Below are 16,792 nucleotides of genomic sequence, written 5' to 3' on the forward strand. Positions count from 1 at the left end.
TAGAAGTTGTGCATGGGAAGGCTCAGGCCAGCACCGGGCTCAGGCCAGCACCTCGCTGATGCCACGCAGCCGGGTACGCACCAGGCCGGCCGCCCGCGACGAGTCGAGGCGCACCTGGGCGGGACGGTGCAGGCCGGCCTCGGCGATCGTCGCCGTCTTCAGGCCCGCCGGGTCGAGGCCCTCGTGCCGGGCCACCAGCAGCCCCATCTCGGCGCGGCTGACCGCCTCCGGACCGGCCACGTTGAGCGGGCCGGCCAGGTCGGTGGGCACCAGTTCGAGCACCGCCGCGGCCAGGTCGGTCACGTGCACGGGGCAACGGGCCTCGTCGGTGAAGAGGACGGCCCGGCCGGCCAGAGCGTCCCGGCAGAGCTGGATCTGCTTGCTCCCCTCCCCCACGATCAACGAGGTCCGCACCAGCACCGCGCCCGGATCGAGCGCGCGTACCGCCGTCTCGGCGGCCGCCTTCGCCGCCCCGTACGGGTGCAGCGGCGTGGGCACGTCGTCGTCGGCGTACGGCGTCGGCCGGCCGGCGTGCAGCGCATCGCTGGACAGGTGCACCAGCCGCGCCCCCACCTCGGCGGCGGCGCACGCGATGTGGGCCGCCCCGTCCGCGGTGACCCGCCAGTCGTCGTACCGGTAGGGGGTGGCCACGACGGCGTCGGGACGTACCCCGGTCAGCAGCGCGCGCACGGCGGCCCGGTCGGTGACGTCGAGCCGGCGCGGCGCGACGCCCGGCACCGCGACGGCGGCCGAGTGGTACGTGCCGGTCACCCGGTGCCCGGCGGCGACCGCCTGCCGGCACACCTCGGCGCCGAGGAAGCCGCTGGCCCCCACCACGAGCAGGTTCATCCCGTCCTCCAGCCGTCGAAAGCCCGCGTCATCATGACGCGGTGAACGGGCACCGCCCCAGCCGGCTCGGTGCCCCGGCTGGAGTTCCGGTTTCGCCACGTGTCACCGCGGCGGGGTGAGGGGTCACCGTCGAAGGCTGACGCAACGTCTCCGGCGGCTGGCTCGTTTGTGCGACGAGTGGTGGACGGAGGCGGATGATGGCGGCGGGACGCGGTGCCGACCTGCTGCGCCCTCCCACGAGTTCGGGCCGCGCCACGTTCCTGGAGCTCTTCTTCGACCTGGCCTTCGTCGTGGCCCTCACCCGGGTCACGCAACGATTCGTCGACCTGAGCGGTGACACCGGCTGGGCGCTCGTCGCAGGGCTCGGCCGTACCCTGCTGCTCTTCCTGGCGCTGTGGCTGATCTGGTCGCACACCACCTGGATCACCAGTCGCTACGAACCAGAGCGGTCGATCATCCAGGCCGTCGTGGTCGGCACCATGCTCGCCGGCCTGGTCATGGCCGTGACGTTGCCACGAGCCATGGAGGAGCGAGCGCTGCCGTTCGCGGCCGCATACCTGATGGTGATGTTGGTGCGGCCGCTGGTGATCGCCGCCGCGCTGCGTGGCCATCCGCGACGACTGGTGCCGTTCCGGCTTGCCGCCTGGGCTGCGGCGAGCGCGCCGCTCTGGCTGGTCGGCGCGCTGGGCCCGGACCCACTTCGCCTGCCGCTGTGGGCTGCCGCCCTCACCGTCGACTACCTCGCCTGGGTCCTGGGCTGGCCGCTGCCGCGGCTCGGGGCCTCAGCGGTGCGCCGCTGGCGGATCGCCGGGACGCATCTTGCCGATCGTCACCAGCAGATGTTCCTCGTCGCACTCGGTGAGACGATCCTGGTCATCGGCCTGGTTTTCAGCGGCACGGACTACTCCTCGGTGCGGGCAGCGGCCTTCGGGGTCGCGTTCGCCACCAGCGCGCTGATTTGGCGGATCTACTACCACCGCGCCGGTCTGCTGCTGACCGAGGCGCTGGGTCGGGCGGGTATGCCCGGCCGGCTGGGCACGGTGTCGGAACGGACGCATTTGCTGATCGTGCTCAGCGTGCTCGTCACCGCGGTCGGCTACGAGTTGGTGATCGATCACCCGTACGGGCCGTCGCGGCCCAGTTGGCTCCTGTTCGTGGTGGGCGGCCCGGTGCTCTTCCTCGTCGCCCGTACGCTGCTGGAGTACGAGATCTTCGGCCGGGTTTCCCTGTCCCGGGTGAGCGGCTTGGTGGCCCTGCTGCTGCTCACGCCGGCGTTGGCCCGCTGGACACCGATGGTCGGGCTGAGCGTGGTGGCCGGAGTGCTGGCCCTGGTCGCGCTGCTCGACGCGCTGCGCAGTCGGGGACGGCCGCTGGAGCCTTCCGCCTCGCCGATCACGCGGGAGGCATCCGGCGATCGCGACCCCGAGGCGTGACCCGCCGTCAGCGGTCGGATAACGCGGCCGCCCGTGCGAGCGACGCTGCCGCATCAGACGACGCAGCCTCCGGCTAGCGAGCGACGTGACCGGCCGGTGGCGATGGTTCTCTCGCACTCCCCGAGTCTCACCGGTCTGCACAAGACCGCCGCCAGCCCACCGGCCCCGCGCCGTCGACGACCACGTCGTACCCGGGTTCTCCAGGTCAGTTCGCCTTCGCGGCGCGGCCGAGGCGGACGGCCGAGATGAGGAAGAAGATGGCGCCGGGGATGGCGTAGCCGATCGCGTTGGCCAGCGCCGGGTTGTCCGCGGCGGCGGCCGCGACGAACGAGCCGCCGGCGAGCACGGAGAGGCCACCGCTGATGATCATCGGCCACTGGCCGCCCAGGCTGCGGCGGGTCACCCCCACGAGCAGCTGCACCAGCCCGGCCACGATCGCCCAGGCACCCCAGACCTGCAGCATCGCCGGGACACCGGAGGTGCCGGCGACGGCCAGGCCGATCGCGGCGAGCAGGCTGACCGCGATGTTCACGTAGAGCAGGGTGGGCGATCCGGTGGCGCGCGACGCGCGGGCGTCGATGACGGCGGCGGCCACATCGAACAGCGGGTAGACCACGAAGAGTGTGACGGCGAGTGGGGTGAGGTCTCCGGCGATCGCAAACGTCACGCCGGCCCAGACGATGGCGAAGGCGAAGCGGACGAAGTACAGCCGCCGCAAGGCGGACGCCGTCGTCGAGGTGCGGGGTGCGGCAACGGTGGTCATGGTGATCCTTTCGGTGGCGCCCGAGGGGGGCCGCGTCCAGCAGGGGCGTGCGACCGGAGCGTCACCAGGTAGAACGAACGTTCTGTCTTGTTGTCAAGGTAGCGGCCATGCGCCGCATCGTCAAGACCGAACGTTCTACCCACCCGCCCGGTCGGAAGTAGTGACCGAACGTTCTGTTCGTTATCGTGGGCCTCATGGCACGCAGCGAATCCGGCGTCCGGCCGTCCGAGGCGCGACAGCGGCTCCTCGCCACCGCGACCAGGGTTTTCTACGGCGAGGGAATCCACTCGGTGGGTGTCGACCGGATCATCGCCGAGGCGAAAGTGACCCGGGCCACGTTCTACCGGCACTTCCCGGGCAAGGAGGACCTCGTCCTCGCGTATCTGCAGGCGGCGGATCAAGCCATCCGTGACCAGGTGGACGCGGCCTCCGCCGCCGCCCTTCCGGCGCCCGACGCCCTCCGGGCCGTCGCGGAGTCGATCGCCGGGGACATCCAGTCCGCCGGCTTCCGCGGCTGCGCCTTCCTGAACGCCGTGGCGGAGTATCCCGACCCCGACCACCCCGTGCACCAGGCCGTCCTCGCGCACCGGCAGTGGTTCCTCGACACGATCAACACCCTGCTGGCGAGCATTGACGAGACCGAGGCCGAGGCCGCCGCGCGGCATTTCGTCATGCTCCGCGACGGCGCCATGGCAGCCGGCTGCCTCTTCGACCCCGCGCTGATCTCGGAGACCTTCCGCCGCGGTGTCGAGGAACTCATCCGCACCCACGCCGCACGCCGGCCAGCCTGACTCCAGCTCGACCCACCCACCCCTCACACACGCCGATCATGAGGTAAGCGGCGCGACACGCCGGAGCGGCCACGGCCAACCTCATGATCGGCGGCGAGGGAGCGGTGGGTCAGGTCGGGTCGGCCACCGGGGCGGCCGGGCCGGCGGTGCCGGCGCGCGGGCCGGTGGGCGCCTTCGGCTTGGCGTCGATGCCGGCCTCGGCGCGCTGCTGGCCGGTGATCGGCGTCGGCGCGCCGGTCAGCGGGTCGAAGCCGCCGCGGGTCTTCGGGAAGGCGATGACCTCGCGGATCGAGTCCGCGCCGGCCAGCAGCATGCAGACCCGGTCCCAGCCGAACGCGATGCCGCCGTGCGGCGGCGCGCCGTACTTGAACGCCTCCAGCAGGAAGCCGAACTTGTCCTGTGCCTCGTCGGCGGTGATGCCGAGCAGGTCGAACACCCGCTGCTGCACGTCGCCGCGGTGGATACGGATCGAGCCGCCGCCGATCTCGTTGCCGTTGCAGACGATGTCGTACGCGTAGGCCAGCGCCCGGTCCGGAGCCTCCTCGAACCGGTCCACCCAGTCGGCGTTCGGCGAGGTGAACGGGTGGTGCACGGCGGTCCAGCCGCCCTCGTCCGTCTTCTCGAACATGGGCGCGTCCACGACCCAGCAGAAGGCCCAGGCGCTCTCGTCGACCAGCTTGGCCCGCTTGGCGATCTCGATCCGGGCGGCGCCGAGCAGCTCCTGCGCCTCCCGGGCGTCGGTGCCGGCGGCGAAGAAGACGGCGTCGCCGGGCTTCGCGCCGACCGCGTCGGCCAGGCCGGCCAGATGCGCCTCGGAGAGGTTCTTGGCCACCGGGCCGCGCGCCTCGCCGGTCTCCGCGTCGAGCACCACGTACGCGAGGCCCCGCGCGCCGCGCGCCTTGGCCCAGTCCTGCCAGCCGTCCAGCTCCTTGCGGGTCTGGCTCGCCCCGCCCGGCATGACCACGGCGCCCACGTAGCCGCCCGCGTCGATCGCGCCGGCGAACACCCGGAACTCGGTGCCGCGCAGGTAGTCGGTCAGCTCGGTCAGCTCGACGCCGTAGCGCAGGTCCGGCTTGTCCGAGCCGTACCGGGACATGGCGTCGTGCCAGGTGATCCGCGGGATCGGCCGGGGGATCTCGTAGCCGGCCAGGTCGGACCAGAGCTTCGCCACGATCGCCTCGCCGAGGTCGATCACGTCGTCCTCGGTGACGAAGGACATCTCGATGTCGAGCTGGGTGAACTCCGGCTGCCGGTCGGCGCGGAAGTCCTCGTCGCGGTAGCAGCGGGCGATCTGGTAGTAGCGCTCCATGCCGCCGACCATGAGCAGCTGCTTGAACAGCTGCGGCGACTGCGGCAGCGCGTACCAGCTGCCGGGCTGGAGGCGGACCGGGACCAGGAAGTCGCGGGCGCCCTCCGGGGTGGAGCGGGTCAGCGTCGGGGTCTCGATCTCCAGGAAGTCCCGCTCGTGCAGCACCGCGCGGGCCAGCTGGTTGGCCCGCGAGCGCAGCCGCATGGCCTTCGCCGGGCCACCGCGGCGCAGGTCGAGGTAGCGGTACTTGAGCCGGATGTCGTCGCCGGCCTCGATCTGGTCGTCGACGGGCAGCGGCAGCGGCGCGGCCTCGGAGAGCACCTCCAGCGCGGTCGCGGTCACCTCGACCTCGCCGGTGGGCAGGTCCGGGTTCTCGTTGCCCTCGGGGCGGCGGGTCACCTCGCCGGTCACCTTGACGCAGAACTCGTTGCGCAGCGCGTGCGCGTCCTCCTCGCGGAACACCACCTGCACGACGCCGGAGGCGTCGCGCAGGTCGACGAAGATGACACCGCCGTGGTCGCGCCGGCGGGCCACCCACCCGGCGAGCGTCACCGTCGAGCCGGCGTCCGCGGCGCGCAGGCTTCCGGCATTGTGGGTACGGATCACGGCTTGCGTCTCCTCATCTGGTCCACGTCTGCTTCCCGCATTCTGTCAGGACGGGCGGGCCGGCTCCCCGGCACCCGGCGGGACGGGCCGCCGCGAACCCCGGGCCGGGGCCGGTCGCGGCGGTTACCGTGGCCGGGTGCGTGCCGTACCGAGCTGGGCCGTGGCCACGGCGGCGGCGGCGCCGGTCCTGCTGGTGGCGGGTTGGACGGTGGCCGGGGCCCGGCAGCCGCCGGGCTACGACCCGGTCCGGGACAGCATCAGCGAGCTGGCCGGCGAGGGCGCGACCGACTCGTGGCTGATGGCGGCCTGCCTGGTGCTGCTCGGCTGCTGCTACGTGGGCACGGCACTGGTCCTGCACGCGGCCGGGCTGCCCAGCCGGTTCCTGCTCGCGCTCGGGGGGACGGCCACCATCGCGCTGATCGCCTTCCCCCGGCCGCAGGTCGGCGGATCGCCGGCGCACGGGACGGTGGCGACGGTAGCGGTGCTGGCCCTGTCGCTCTGGCCGGCCGGGTCGGCGTTGCGGCTGCCCCGGGCCGTCCGGCGTGGTGTGGCGGCCGCGCCCGCCGGCACGCCGCCGTGGGCGTTCCGCCGGCCGGTGGCGCTGGCCGCGACCGCGCTGCTGCTGGTCCTCTTCGGCTGGTTCGTCGTCGAGGTGACCGGCGGCTCGCGGACCGGGCTGGCCGAGCGGGTGGCCGCGCTGGCCGTCGCGCTCTGGCCGCTGGCCGCGGTCCTCTCCGCCCGCCGGGCCCACCGCAACTGGTCGGCGCGGCGCCCCGACCCGCCGGTGGCGAAGGAGTCCCGGCGGCGCCCGGTCCGGTGATCCGCACGCGGACGGGCCGCCGGTCGCCCGGCGGCCCGTTCACGTGCGATCGGTCAGAAGACGCTGACGCCGTAGCGGCTCAGCACCTCGGTGACCGGCTGGAAGTAGGTGGTGCCGCCGGAGGAGCAGTTGCCGCTGCCACCGGAGGTGAGGCCCAGCGCGGTGCTGCCGGCGAAGAGCGAGCCGCCACTGTCGCCGCCCTCGGCGCAGACGGTGGTGCGGATCAGGCCGGAGACGCTGCCCTCGGCGTAGTTGACGGTGGCGTTCAAGGCGGTCACCGAGCCGCTGCGCACGCCGGTGGTGCTGCCGGAGCGGCGGACCGACTGGCCGACGTAGGCGTTGCCGGCCGTGGTGATGTCCTGGTAGGTGCCGTTGTAGAGGTACACGTTGCCGGTCGCGTTGGCCGAGTTGCTGTGCCGCACGATGCCGTAGTCGTTGCCCGGGAAGCTGGTGCCGGTACGGGTGCCCAGCACGCTGGTCTGGCCGGAGTTCGAGTACCAGGTCGAGCCCAGGTTGGTGCAGTGACCGGCGGTCAGGAAGTAGTAGGTCGAGCCGCTGCGCACGTTGAAGCCCAGCGAGCAGCGGTAGCCACCGGTGTAGATGGCCTGGCCGCCGGAGATCCGGGTGCTGAGCACGCCGGCCTCGGCCTCGATCCGGACCGTGCCGCCGGTACGCGCGGCCGCGGCCTTGACCCGCTCCAGCTTGGCGCCGGTGACGGTGCTGTCGACGGAGACGACGACCTGGTTGGTGACGGCGTCGGTCCACCAGGCGGTGCCCGGGATCTTGGCGGACCTCTCCAGCTCCGCGGTGGCGGAACGGAGCTTGTCGGCGCCCCGGGTGACGAGCTTCGGCGTGGCGCCGGCGGCGCGGACCTGGCGGGCGGCCGCGGCGTCGGTCACCGCGACGACCATCTTGCCGCTGCTGTCGGCGTACGCGCCGGCGGCGCGGTCACCGAGCTTCGTGGCGAGGGCGGCGGCGGCGTCGGGCGAGGCGGGCGAGGCGGGGGCCGCCTGGGCGGGAGCGCCGAGCAGTGATCCGGTGACCAGGGTGCCGGCCACCGCGACGACCATGGCGCGGCGGAGCGTGGACCTCGTGGGTCGCATGTAACAACCTCCGGATGGGGGTGACGGGCACTGTCATGCGGACGTGCCCGGGGACAACCCGGCCGACCTGGGGAAACCGGCCGGGTCACCAAAGTATTCACATATTTAAGATCGTAAGCAAGACATGGCTTTGCCCGAATTCGCAGGGCTGTGCGATGTAACCGCGAAGCAACATCATCGACATCGGCTGTCAGAGCCGGCCGGTACGCTCAGGCCCGGCGGCGGGCCCCCGGGCCGGGTCGCGGCAGCACGTCGCGCGGGTCGGCCACCTCGTGGCCCTCGGCGCAGCGCAGCGCCACCCGCACCTCGGCGCCGCAGTCGCGGTGGGCCACGGCCAGCGGCGAGCCGTCCGGATCGGCCAGGTAGCGGTCGCCCCAGCCGAGCACCGCCACCAGCACCGGCCAGAGGTCGAGGCCCTTGTCGGTGAGCCGGTACTCGTGCCGCAGCCGGCTGCCCGGCTCCCGGTACGGCTCCCGGCGCAGCACGCCCTGCTCGACCAGCATGGCCAGCCGGTTGGTGAGCACCTGCCGGGGGATGCCGGTGCGCACCCGCATGTCGTCGAAGCGGCGCACGCCGTTGAAGACCTCCCGGAGCACGACCAGGGTCCACCGCTCGCCGAGGATCTCCATGGCGCGGGCGATCGTGCAGTTCTCCACCGACCAGTCCAGTGCCGCGGGTCTCATGCCGACCAGGCTAGGTCTGATTGACAGACTCAGCAACGCGCTGCGAGGCTGAGTCCATGACACAGACGCAGGAGCGCAGCCGCACCTTCACCTGGTCCGACCCGGTCGCCGGGGCCGCCCACATCGGCCGGCGCGGCGGCCTGGAGCTGCTCCGCGCGATGATCGCCGGGGAGCTGGCCGCGCCGCCGGTCATGCACCTCATCGACATGGCCCGGATGGAGGCCGACGAGGGCCGCGTCGCGGTCGAGCTGGTGCCGCAGGAGTTCCACTACAACCCGCTCGGCACCGTGCACGGCGGCGTCCTCTCCACGCTGCTGGACACCGCCGCCGCGTGCGCCGTGCACACCACCCTGCCGGCCGGCGTCGGCTACACCTCGCTGGACCTGAACGTGAAGTTCCTCCGCCCCGTCACCGTCGCGAGCGGCACCCTGCGCTGCGAGGGCACCGTGCTCCAGCGGGGCCGCCGCACCGCCCTGGCCGAGGCCCGGCTTACCGACGGGCGGGACCGGCTGATCGCCCACGCCACGTCGAGCTGCCTGCTCTTCCCCCTCGACCAGCCGGCCTGACCGGGGCCGGCGTGGAGCGCGAGAGCCGCTCCGCGCGCCGGCCGCCGTCCCGAGAGCCGCCGGCGGCCGCGCCCGGAGCCTGCGCTCAGCGCGCCGCGGCGAGGCGGGCGGCGCGGGCCGCGCGCTTCTCCTCGAACCGGGCCGCCTGGGTCTCCAGGCTCTCCAACTGGGCGGCGATCTGGTCGCGGGCGGCCTCGCCGTCGGCGTCCAGGCCGGTCGCCTCGAACAGGTTCCACTGGCGCAGCACCGGCACCACCACCTCGTCCCGGTGCTGCCGCAGGTCGTAGATGCCGGCCAGGGCGATCGCCACCGACTTGCGGGCGAAGCCGTCGATGCCCACGCCCGGCATCTGGAAGTCGGCCAACACGTCGGCCACGGCCCGCATGGCCTGGCTCGGTGCCAGCTCGATGGCCGCCCCGAGCAGGTTGCGGTAGAAGACCATGTGCAGGTTCTCGTCGGCGGCCACCCGGGACAGCAGCGCCTCGCAGGCCGGGTCGCCGGTCGCCCGGCCGGTGTTGCGGTGCGAGATCCGGGTGGCCAGCTCCTGGAACGAGACGTACGCCAGCGAGTGCAGCACCTCGTCGTCGTGGGTGTTCACGTAGCCCGCCGACATGTGCGTCATCCGGGCCCGCTCCAGGGCCACCGGGTCGACCGCCCGGGTCACCGTCAGGTAGTCGCGGATCGCCGTGCCGTGCCGCCCCTCCTCGGCGGTCCACCGGTGCACCCAGGTCCCCCACGCGCCGTCCCGCCCGAACAGCGTGGCGATTTCGTGGTGGTACGAGGGCAGGTTGTCCTCGGTGAGCAGGTTGACGATCAGCGCGGTCCGGGCCACCTCGGGGATGGTCGAGTCGCCCTCCGCCCACGGCTCGCCGCCGAGCGGGCCGTCGAAGGTCCGCCCCTCGCTCCACGGCACGTACTCGTGCGGGAACCACTCCTTGGCCAGCGACAGGTGCCGGTCGAGGTTCTTCTCGACCACGGGTTCGAGTTCGAGGAGCAGGGCGGTCTGGCTGAGCACGGTCACGGCGATCTCCCTACGGTGGCGTAACTTACGCCACCGTAGGTCCAATCGTCGTCAGGCGCCAGCGGTCGCGGGTCCGACCAGCGGTTTGAGGTCGGCCCGGGGCGGCGTCCACTCCCCCGCCGCGGCGGCCACCTGCTCGCCCGAGCGGATGTCCTTCACCTCGTCGCCCTCGGCGCCGGGGAACCAGACGTACGGGATCCCGCGCCGCTCGGCGTACCGGATCTGCTTGCCGAACTTGGCCGCGCTCGGCGACACCTCGGTCGGGATGCCCCGGGAGCGCAGCGCCTCGGCCACCCGGTTGCTGGCCGCCCGCTCCTCCTCGGCGGTCACCGCGACCAGCACGCAGGTCGGCACGTCCCGGGACACCGACAGCGCGCCCGCGCCGAAGAGCAGGCCGAGCAGCCGGGTCACCCCGATCGAGATGCCCACCCCCGGGAAGCGGGTGGCGCCGGAACTCGCCAGGTTGTCGTACCGGCCACCGGAGCAGACCGAGCCGAACCGCTCGTAGCCGATCATCTGCGTCTCGTAGACCGTGCCGGTGTAGTAGTCCAGGCCGCGGGCGATCCGCAGGTCGGCGACGCAGAGACCGGGCGAGTGCGCCGCGGCGGTCTCCACGACCCCGACCAGCTCCGCGATGCCCTCGTCGAGCAGCGGGTCGGTCACCCCGAGGGCGCGCACCGCGTCGGCGAACGAGGCGTCCGGCGCGGAGATCTCCGCGAGGGCCAGGACCGCCTTGGCCTGCGCCTCGCTCGCCCCGGCGGTCTCCGCCAGCAGCTCGGCCACCTTCGCGGGGCCGATCTTGTCGAGCTTGTCGACCGCCCGCAGCGCCGCCTCGGGGTCGGTCAGCCCGACGCCCCGGTAGAAGCCCTCGCAGATCTTGCGGTTGTTGACCTGGATCCGCACCGGCGGGATCGGCAGCGAGCGCAGCGCGTCGCCGATCACCAGCGGCATCTCGGCCTCGTAGTGGGCCGGCAGGGTGTCCCGGTCGACGATGTCGATGTCGGCCTGGAGGAACTCCCGGTAGCGCCCCTCCTGCGGGCGCTCGCCCCGCCACACCTTCTGGATCTGGTAGCGGCGGAACGGGAACTGGAGCTTGCCGGCGTTCTCCAGCACGTACCGGGCGAACGGCACGGTCAGGTCGAAGTGCAGGCCGAGCGCGTCGTCACCGGCGGGGCCGTCGGTGTCGGCCTGCAGCCGGCGCAGCACGTAGACCTCCTTCGAGGTCTCCCCCTTGCGCAGCAGCTGGTCGAGGGGCTCGACCGAGCGGGTCTCCAGCGGCGCGAAGCCGTACAGCTCGAAGGTGGCGCGGATCCGGTCGAGCACGAACTGCTCGATCATCCGCTGGGCGGGCGTCCACTCCGGGAAACCGGAGATGGGCGTGGGCTTGCTCATCGCGTACTCCTTGCGTCCCACGCGGACCGCGTGGGGAGGTCGTGGGTGCGGCTACAGGCCGCGGGTGGGCGCGGCCGGGCGCGCGCCGCCGGTGCCCGACACCTCGACGAGGTACGGGTTGGTCGCGCGCTCGCGGCCGATGGTGGTCTGCGGGCCGTGGCCGGGCAGGACGACGGTGTCGTCGGCCAGCGGGAGGACCTTCTCCCGGAGGCTGGCCAGCATGCGGGGCATGCTGCCGCCCGGCAGGTCGGTGCGGCCGATCGAGCCGGCGAACAGCACGTCACCGGAGAGGCAGATCTGCTCGGCCTCCCAGGGCGAGCCGGCGCCGGGCATCCGGAACAGCACCGACCCGCCGGTATGGCCCGGAGCGTGGTCGACGGTGATCTCCAACCCGGCCAGCGACAACGTCGCGCCGTCGGTCAGCTCCGCCACGTCCTCCGGCTCGGCGTACGGCAGCCGGCCGCCGAAGAGCTGGGTGAGGTCCATCGAGAGCGCCTTGGCCGGGTCGGCCAGCAGCTCCCGGTCCTCCGGGTGGACGTACGCGGGGATGCCCCGCGCGCCGCAGACCGGGGCCACCGAGAAGGTGTGGTCGAGGTGGCCGTGGGTGAGCAGCACGGCGGCCGGGTGCAGGCGGTGCTCGGCGAGCACGGCGTCGAGCCGGTCGAGGACCCCGATGCCGGGGTCGACCACCACGCACTGCTCCCCCGGCGCGGTCGCCACCACATAGCAGTTGGTGCCGAAGGCGTCCGCGGGAAAGCCGGCCACGAGCACGTCCGCTCCCCTTCCGTCCGGTCGTCGTCCCTGTCAGCAGCCTAGTCGCACGAGCCACCGGCTTTCGCCGACCACCGGCCCCGGTGGCCCCGCCAGCAACAGTGACAACGCCCGATAAACCGAGGCCCGACCTCGTACACCACTTTCCCAGCCCGTACCCGTACACTCTGGCGGGCGTGTGGCGTGGCGCACCTCCGCGACAGCGGGCAGGCAGCGCCCGGCGCCGGCGAGGACCAGGGTAGAGGAAGGGGAGCACGGGTGGCTTCCAGCAGGGACCGGCAGCGCAAACTGGCGCGGGCCAAGCTCGACCGGCAGTTGGCCCGGCGGGCCGCGGCCGCGAAGCGCCGCCGGCAGATCCAGGCCGGCGTCGGCGCCGCCGTGGTGCTCGCGCTGATCGTGGTCGGCTCGGCCTGGGCGCTCGGCGCCTTCGACTCCGAGCCGAAGAAGCAGGCCGCCGAGGACACCTGCCTCTGGACGCCGCAGGACGCCACGGCCAACACGAACCTCAAGGACGTGGGCACCCCGGCCACCACCGGCCTGCCCACCTCCGGCACCCGGGCGATGACGGTCACCACCAACCAGGGCGGCCCGATCACCGCCGACCTGGACCTGGCCGCCGCCCCGTGTGGCGCCGCGAGCATCTCGTTCCTGGCCGGCAAGTCGTTCTACGACAACACCAAGTGCCACGAGATCACCGCCGAGGGGGCGCTGCGCTGCGGCGACCCGAGCGGCAGCGGCCTCGGCGGCCCGACCTACTCGTTCTACAACGAGAACGTCCCCACCACGCCGGAGGCCAGCCCGTCGGCCTCGCCGGCGCCGGCGCAGCCCCCGGCTTACCCGAAGGGCACGGTCGCCATGATCGGGAACCCGCCGGGCAGCAACGGGAGCCAGTTCCTGATCTTCTTCAAGGACTTCAGCCCGGCGACGCCGGCGTACACCGTCGTCGGCAAGGTCACCGGCGGCCTCGACGTGGTGGAGAAGATCGGCGCCCTGCCGACCGTGGACAATGGGAGTGGGGCCAAGGTCAAGCCGAAGACGGACGTGGTGATCCAGAGCCTCACCGTCGGCGAGCCGAACGCCGCGCCGGCCGCCACGAGCGCGCCGGCCGCGAGCCCCAGCGCCGGCTGACCCATCCTGAGCAGCGGCGAGCACCGCCGTACCCGAGAAGCATGTGAGGAGTGACCGTGACGTCCACGAGAGAGCGGCAGCGCGCGGCGGCGCGGGCCCGCCTCGAGCGGGAGATGGCCGAGCGCGCCGGCAAGGCCCGCAAGCGCCGGCAGACCCAGGCCATCGTCGGTGCCGCGGCCGTGCTGGTGCTCGTCGTGGCCGGCACCGTCTGGCTCGCCACCTCGCTCGGCGGTGACGACAAGAAGCAGAACGCCGCCGGTGGCGACGGGTTCTCCCAGTGCGCCTACACCGAGGTCCCCGCCGAGGGGCGCCCGAAGCAGATCAAGGACGTCGGGCTGCCCCCGGCCCAGCAGGCCAACAAGGGCGCCCAGACGATGACGATCGACACCAACCTGGGCCCGATCACCGCGAAGCTCGACCGCGGCCTGGTGCCCTGCACCGCCGGCAGCTTCACCCACCTGGCCAGCAAGGGCTTCTTCGACAACACCAAGTGCCACCGGCTCGTCACCGAGGGCATCAAGGTGCTCCAGTGCGGCGACCCGAGCGCGACCGGCAACGGCTGGCGGGAGACCGACGGCACCGGCGGCCCGAGCTACAACCTGGCCGAGGAGAACCTGCCGACCAACAAGCGGCCCCCGTACCCGGAGGGCGTCATCGCGATGGCCAACTCCGGCCAGCCGGGCAGCACGGGCAGCCAGTTCTTCATCGTCTACGGCGACTCGCAGCTCGACCCGAACTACACGGTGCTCGGCACCATCACCGGCGGCATGGACGTGGTGAAGCAGGTGGCCGCGGCCGGTGACGACGGCGCCTTCGCCCAGCAGGCCGGCGGCGGTCACCCGAAGAAGGAGATCGTCATCACCAAGATGAGCCTGAGCGACATCCAGGGCGGCTGACCCGCCCGCACGACGACGAAGCGCCCGCCGGCAGACCGCCGGCGGGCGCTTCTCCGTGTGCCCCTGTCGCTGTCAGGCGCCCGAGGTGACCCGGTAGGCGTCGAAGACGCCGTCGACCTTGCGGACCGCGGCCAGCAGGTGCCCGAGGTGCTTCGGGTCGGCCATCTCGAAGCTGAACCGGCTCACCGCCACCCGGTCGCGGGTGGTGGTGACCGTCGCGGAGAGGATGTTGACCCGCTCGTCGGAGAGCACCCGGGTCACGTCCGCGAGGAGCTTGTGCCGGTCGAGGGCCTCCACCTGGATGGCCACCAGGAACGTGGAGGCGGAGGTGAGCTTCCAGCTGACCTCGACCACCCGCTCGCTCTGCGCCCGCAGGTCCTCGGCGTTGGCGCAGTCGTCCCGGTGCACGCTCACCCCGCCGGAGCGGGTGACGAAGCCGAACACGGCGTCCGGCGGGACCGGGGTGCAGCAGCGGGCCAGCTTGATCCAGACGTCGCTGACCCCGCGGACCACCACGCCCGGGTCGGCGCTGCTCTGCCGGCTGCGCGGCGGCCGGGTGGCGACGGCGGTCTCGGCGATGTCCTCCGCCGCGCCCTCCTCGCCGCCGTACGCGGCCATCAGCTTCTGCACCACCGACTGCGCGGAGACCTGGCTGTCGCCGACCGCCGCGTAGAGCGAGGCCACGTCGGCCAGGTGCAGGTCCCGGGCGATCGCCATGAGCGCGTCCGAGGTGAGCATGCGCTGCAACGGCATGCCCTGCTTGCGCATCGCCTTGACGATCGAGTCCTTGCCGGCCTCGATCGCCTCCTCGCGCCGCTCCTTGTTGAAGTACTGGCGGATCTTGGTGCGGGCGCGCGGGCTCTTGACGAAACCGAGCCAGTCCTGCGTCGGGCCGGCCGTGTCGGACTTCGAGGTGAAGATCTCGATCACGTCGCCGTTGGACAGCGTCGACTCCAGCGGCACCAGCTTGCCGTTGACCCGGGCGCCGATGCACTTGTGCCCGACCTCGGTGTGCACGGCGTACGCGAAGTCCACCGGCGTCGACCCGGTCGGCAGCGGGATGACGTCACCCTTCGGGGTGAAGACGTAGACCTCCTGGCTGGACAGGTCGAACCGCAGCGCGTCGAGGAACTCGCTCGGGTCGGCCGCCTCCCGCTGCCAGTCCAGCAGCTGGCGCAGCCAGGTCATCTCGTCGATGTGCGCCGGCGGGCCGACCACCGGAACGCCCTTGTGCTCCTTGTACTTCCAGTGCGCGGCGATGCCGAACTCCGCGGTGCGGTGCATCGCGTAGGTGCGGATCTGCATCTCCACCGGCTTGCCGGTGGGCCCGATGACCGTCGTGTGCAACGACTGGTACATGTTGAACTTGGGCATGGCGATGTAGTCCTTGAACCGGCCCGGCACCGGCTGCCAGTTGGCGTGGATGACGCCCAGCGCCGCGTAGCAGTCGCGCACCGTGTCGACCAGGATCCGCACCCCGACCAGGTCGTAGATGTCGTTGAAGTCGCGCCCCCGCACGATCATCTTCTGGTAGATCGAGTAGAGGTGCTTCGGCCGGCCGGTGGTCTCCGCCTTGATCTTGGCGGCCTTGAGGTCGGTGGACACCTTCTGGGTCACCTGGCGCAGCAGCGCCTCGCGCTGCGGCTGGTGCTCCCCGATCAGCCGGTTGATCTCCTCGAACCGCTTCGGGAACAGGGTGCCGAAGGCCAGATCCTCCAGCTCCCACTTGATGGTGTTCATACCGAGGCGGTGAGCCAACGGGGCGAGGATCTCCAGCGTCTCCTTGGCCTTCTGCTCCTGCTTGGGGCGGGGCAGGAAGGTCAGGGTGCGCATGTTGTGCAGCCGGTCGGCCAGCTTGATCACCAGGACCCGCGGGTCCTTCGCCATGGCCACGACCATCTTGCGGATCGTCTCCGCCTTGGCCGCGTCGCCCAGCTTGACCTTGTCGAGCTTGGTGACGCCGTCGACCAGCAGGGCCACCTCGCCGCCGAAGTCGGCGCGCATCTGGTCGAGGGTGTATTCGGTGTCCTCGATCGTGTCGTGCAGCAGCGCCGCGACCAGCGTGGTGGTGTCCATACCCAGGTTGCCCAGGATGGTCGCCACCGCGAGGGGGTGGGTGATGTAGGGGTCACCGGACTTGCGGTACTGACCCGAGTGCCAGCGCGCGGCCGTGTCGAAGGCGCGCTGCAGCAGCCGGGCGTCGGCCTTGGGGTGGTTCTCGCGATGGGTGGCGATCAGCGGCTCCAGCACCTCGCTGACCTGCGAGGTCTGCCAGGGCGCGTTGAACCGGGCCAGCCGGGCGCGCACCCTCCGGCCGGTCGGCGCGTTGGAGAGGGCGAAGCCGCCGCCGGACGCGGGGTCCGCGGCCGCGTCCGGCGGGAACGGCACCACGACCGCCCCGCCGTCCGCCTTCCCGTCGGGCCCGCCGCTGGCACCGGCGCCGGTCACCCGCGCCGGCGGGTTGCCGCTGCGCTCGGTCACCGAGCCGTCCGCGTCGCCTGTCGGGTGCACCGTGCCCTCCACCGGAGGGACGACATCGTGGGACACCGGCCTCCTCACCGCTCGCCGGGAAGCGCCGGCCGTCCGGCCGACGTCCTGTCCAACCGGCCGAGGGGCCGGAGTTGTTCCGCGCCGGGCATCGGAACCTCGCGGCCCCGGCAG

General features: G+C 72.5%; 15 protein-coding genes. 6 read left to right on the top strand and 9 right to left on the bottom strand.

Annotation, left to right across the window (positions count from 1 at the left end; genetic code table 11):
* Window positions 1-39 precede the first annotated feature (39 nt).
* A complete protein-coding gene (locus ABZ452_RS22410) occupies window positions 40-849 on the bottom strand; it encodes a sugar nucleotide-binding protein (RefSeq protein ID WP_357946067.1) in 810 nt (269 codons plus the stop codon).
* Window positions 850-1,046: 197 nt separating this feature from the next.
* Here ABZ452_RS22410 and ABZ452_RS22415 point away from each other — a divergent pair, with 197 nt between their 5' ends.
* A complete protein-coding gene (locus ABZ452_RS22415; RefSeq protein ID WP_357946070.1) occupies window positions 1,047-2,282 on the top strand; it encodes a low temperature requirement protein A in 1,236 nt (411 codons plus the stop codon).
* Between the two features lie 205 nt (window positions 2,283-2,487).
* On the opposite strand, the gene ABZ452_RS22420 is transcribed toward ABZ452_RS22415, so the two are convergent.
* The gene (locus ABZ452_RS22420; RefSeq protein WP_357946072.1) at window positions 2,488-3,045 is read right to left on the bottom strand and encodes a hypothetical protein; all 558 of its coding nucleotides are present in this window, start codon (window positions 3,043-3,045) and stop codon (window positions 2,488-2,490) included.
* A gap of 194 nt (window positions 3,046-3,239) precedes the next feature.
* Here ABZ452_RS22420 and ABZ452_RS22425 point away from each other — a divergent pair, with 194 nt between their 5' ends.
* Window positions 3,240-3,836 carry a TetR family transcriptional regulator gene (locus ABZ452_RS22425; protein ID WP_357946074.1) on the top strand — a complete coding sequence of 199 codons (597 nt, stop codon included), beginning with the start codon at window positions 3,240-3,242 and terminating at the stop codon, window positions 3,834-3,836.
* A 109-nt stretch (window positions 3,837-3,945) separates the two neighbouring features.
* On the opposite strand, the gene aspS is transcribed toward ABZ452_RS22425, so the two are convergent.
* The gene (aspS, locus tag ABZ452_RS22430; protein ID WP_357946077.1) at window positions 3,946-5,751 is read right to left on the bottom strand and encodes an aspartate--tRNA ligase; all 1,806 of its coding nucleotides are present in this window, start codon (window positions 5,749-5,751) and stop codon (window positions 3,946-3,948) included.
* Window positions 5,752-5,887: 136 nt separating this feature from the next.
* Here aspS and ABZ452_RS22435 point away from each other — a divergent pair, with 136 nt between their 5' ends.
* Window positions 5,888-6,571 carry a DUF998 domain-containing protein gene (locus ABZ452_RS22435; RefSeq protein WP_357946080.1) on the top strand — a complete coding sequence of 228 codons (684 nt, stop codon included), beginning with the start codon at window positions 5,888-5,890 and terminating at the stop codon, window positions 6,569-6,571.
* A gap of 53 nt (window positions 6,572-6,624) precedes the next feature.
* Here the strand turns inward: ABZ452_RS22435 and ABZ452_RS22440 are convergent, their stop codons facing one another.
* Window positions 6,625-7,674 (bottom strand): S1 family peptidase, encoded by a 1,050-nt coding sequence (locus tag ABZ452_RS22440; RefSeq protein ID WP_357946082.1) that lies wholly within the window; start codon window positions 7,672-7,674, stop codon window positions 6,625-6,627.
* Window positions 7,675-7,883: 209 nt separating this feature from the next.
* On the bottom strand, window positions 7,884-8,357 hold the full coding sequence (locus tag ABZ452_RS22445; protein WP_357946085.1) for a helix-turn-helix domain-containing protein: 474 nt from the start codon (window positions 8,355-8,357) through the stop codon (window positions 7,884-7,886).
* 56 nt (window positions 8,358-8,413) lie between these two features.
* On the opposite strand from ABZ452_RS22445, the gene ABZ452_RS22450 reads away from it, so the two are divergent.
* Window positions 8,414-8,923 (top strand): PaaI family thioesterase, encoded by a 510-nt coding sequence (locus ABZ452_RS22450; protein ID WP_357946088.1) that lies wholly within the window; start codon window positions 8,414-8,416, stop codon window positions 8,921-8,923.
* 85 nt (window positions 8,924-9,008) lie between these two features.
* Here ABZ452_RS22450 and ABZ452_RS22455 read toward each other — a convergent pair whose 3' ends face one another.
* Genes ABZ452_RS22455 through ABZ452_RS22465 form a run of 3 tightly spaced genes read right to left on the bottom strand, consistent with a single transcriptional unit; the run spans window position 9,009 to window position 12,107 of the window.
* The gene (locus ABZ452_RS22455; RefSeq protein WP_357946090.1) at window positions 9,009-9,944 is read right to left on the bottom strand and encodes an acyl-ACP desaturase; all 936 of its coding nucleotides are present in this window, start codon (window positions 9,942-9,944) and stop codon (window positions 9,009-9,011) included.
* A 51-nt stretch (window positions 9,945-9,995) separates the two neighbouring features.
* Window positions 9,996-11,336 carry a histidine--tRNA ligase gene (hisS, locus tag ABZ452_RS22460; protein ID WP_357946093.1) on the bottom strand — a complete coding sequence of 447 codons (1,341 nt, stop codon included), beginning with the start codon at window positions 11,334-11,336 and terminating at the stop codon, window positions 9,996-9,998.
* Window positions 11,337-11,387: 51 nt separating this feature from the next.
* Entirely contained in the window at window positions 11,388-12,107 is a 720-nt protein-coding gene (locus ABZ452_RS22465) for an MBL fold metallo-hydrolase (RefSeq protein ID WP_357946095.1), read from the bottom strand.
* Window positions 12,108-12,365: 258 nt separating this feature from the next.
* Between ABZ452_RS22465 and ABZ452_RS22470 the strand changes: the two genes are divergently transcribed.
* Both ABZ452_RS22470 and ABZ452_RS22475 read left to right on the top strand, forming a co-directional pair.
* Window positions 12,366-13,235, top strand: a complete 870-nt coding sequence (locus ABZ452_RS22470; RefSeq protein ID WP_357946098.1) for a peptidylprolyl isomerase — start codon at window positions 12,366-12,368, stop codon at window positions 13,233-13,235.
* Window positions 13,236-13,291: 56 nt separating this feature from the next.
* Entirely contained in the window at window positions 13,292-14,131 is an 840-nt protein-coding gene (locus tag ABZ452_RS22475; protein ID WP_357946101.1) for a peptidylprolyl isomerase, read from the top strand.
* 72 nt (window positions 14,132-14,203) lie between these two features.
* On the opposite strand, the gene ABZ452_RS22480 is transcribed toward ABZ452_RS22475, so the two are convergent.
* Entirely contained in the window at window positions 14,204-16,654 is a 2,451-nt protein-coding gene (locus ABZ452_RS22480; protein WP_357946319.1) for a bifunctional (p)ppGpp synthetase/guanosine-3',5'-bis(diphosphate) 3'-pyrophosphohydrolase, read from the bottom strand.
* Window positions 16,655-16,792 lie beyond the last annotated feature (138 nt).

The sequence above is a fragment of the Micromonospora sp. NPDC005707 genome, from assembly GCF_040631005.1.
Taxonomy (GTDB): domain Bacteria; phylum Actinomycetota; class Actinomycetes; order Mycobacteriales; family Micromonosporaceae; genus Micromonospora.

Coding starts and splice junctions, on each gene's coding strand:
- ABZ452_RS22425 (WP_357946074.1), top strand. CDS start 3,240: ATGGCACGCAGCGAATCCGGCGTCCGGCCGTCCGAGGCGCGACAGCGG.
- ABZ452_RS22445 (WP_357946085.1), bottom strand. CDS start 8,357: ATGAGACCCGCGGCACTGGACTGGTCGGTGGAGAACTGCACGATCGCC.
- hisS (WP_357946093.1), bottom strand. CDS start 11,336: ATGAGCAAGCCCACGCCCATCTCCGGTTTCCCGGAGTGGACGCCCGCC.
- ABZ452_RS22410 (WP_357946067.1), bottom strand. CDS start 849: ATGAACCTGCTCGTGGTGGGGGCCAGCGGCTTCCTCGGCGCCGAGGTG.
- ABZ452_RS22420 (WP_357946072.1), bottom strand. CDS start 3,045: ATGACCACCGTTGCCGCACCCCGCACCTCGACGACGGCGTCCGCCTTG.
- ABZ452_RS22440 (WP_357946082.1), bottom strand. CDS start 7,674: ATGCGACCCACGAGGTCCACGCTCCGCCGCGCCATGGTCGTCGCGGTG.
- ABZ452_RS22415 (WP_357946070.1), top strand. CDS start 1,047: ATGGCGGCGGGACGCGGTGCCGACCTGCTGCGCCCTCCCACGAGTTCG.
- ABZ452_RS22450 (WP_357946088.1), top strand. CDS start 8,414: ATGACACAGACGCAGGAGCGCAGCCGCACCTTCACCTGGTCCGACCCG.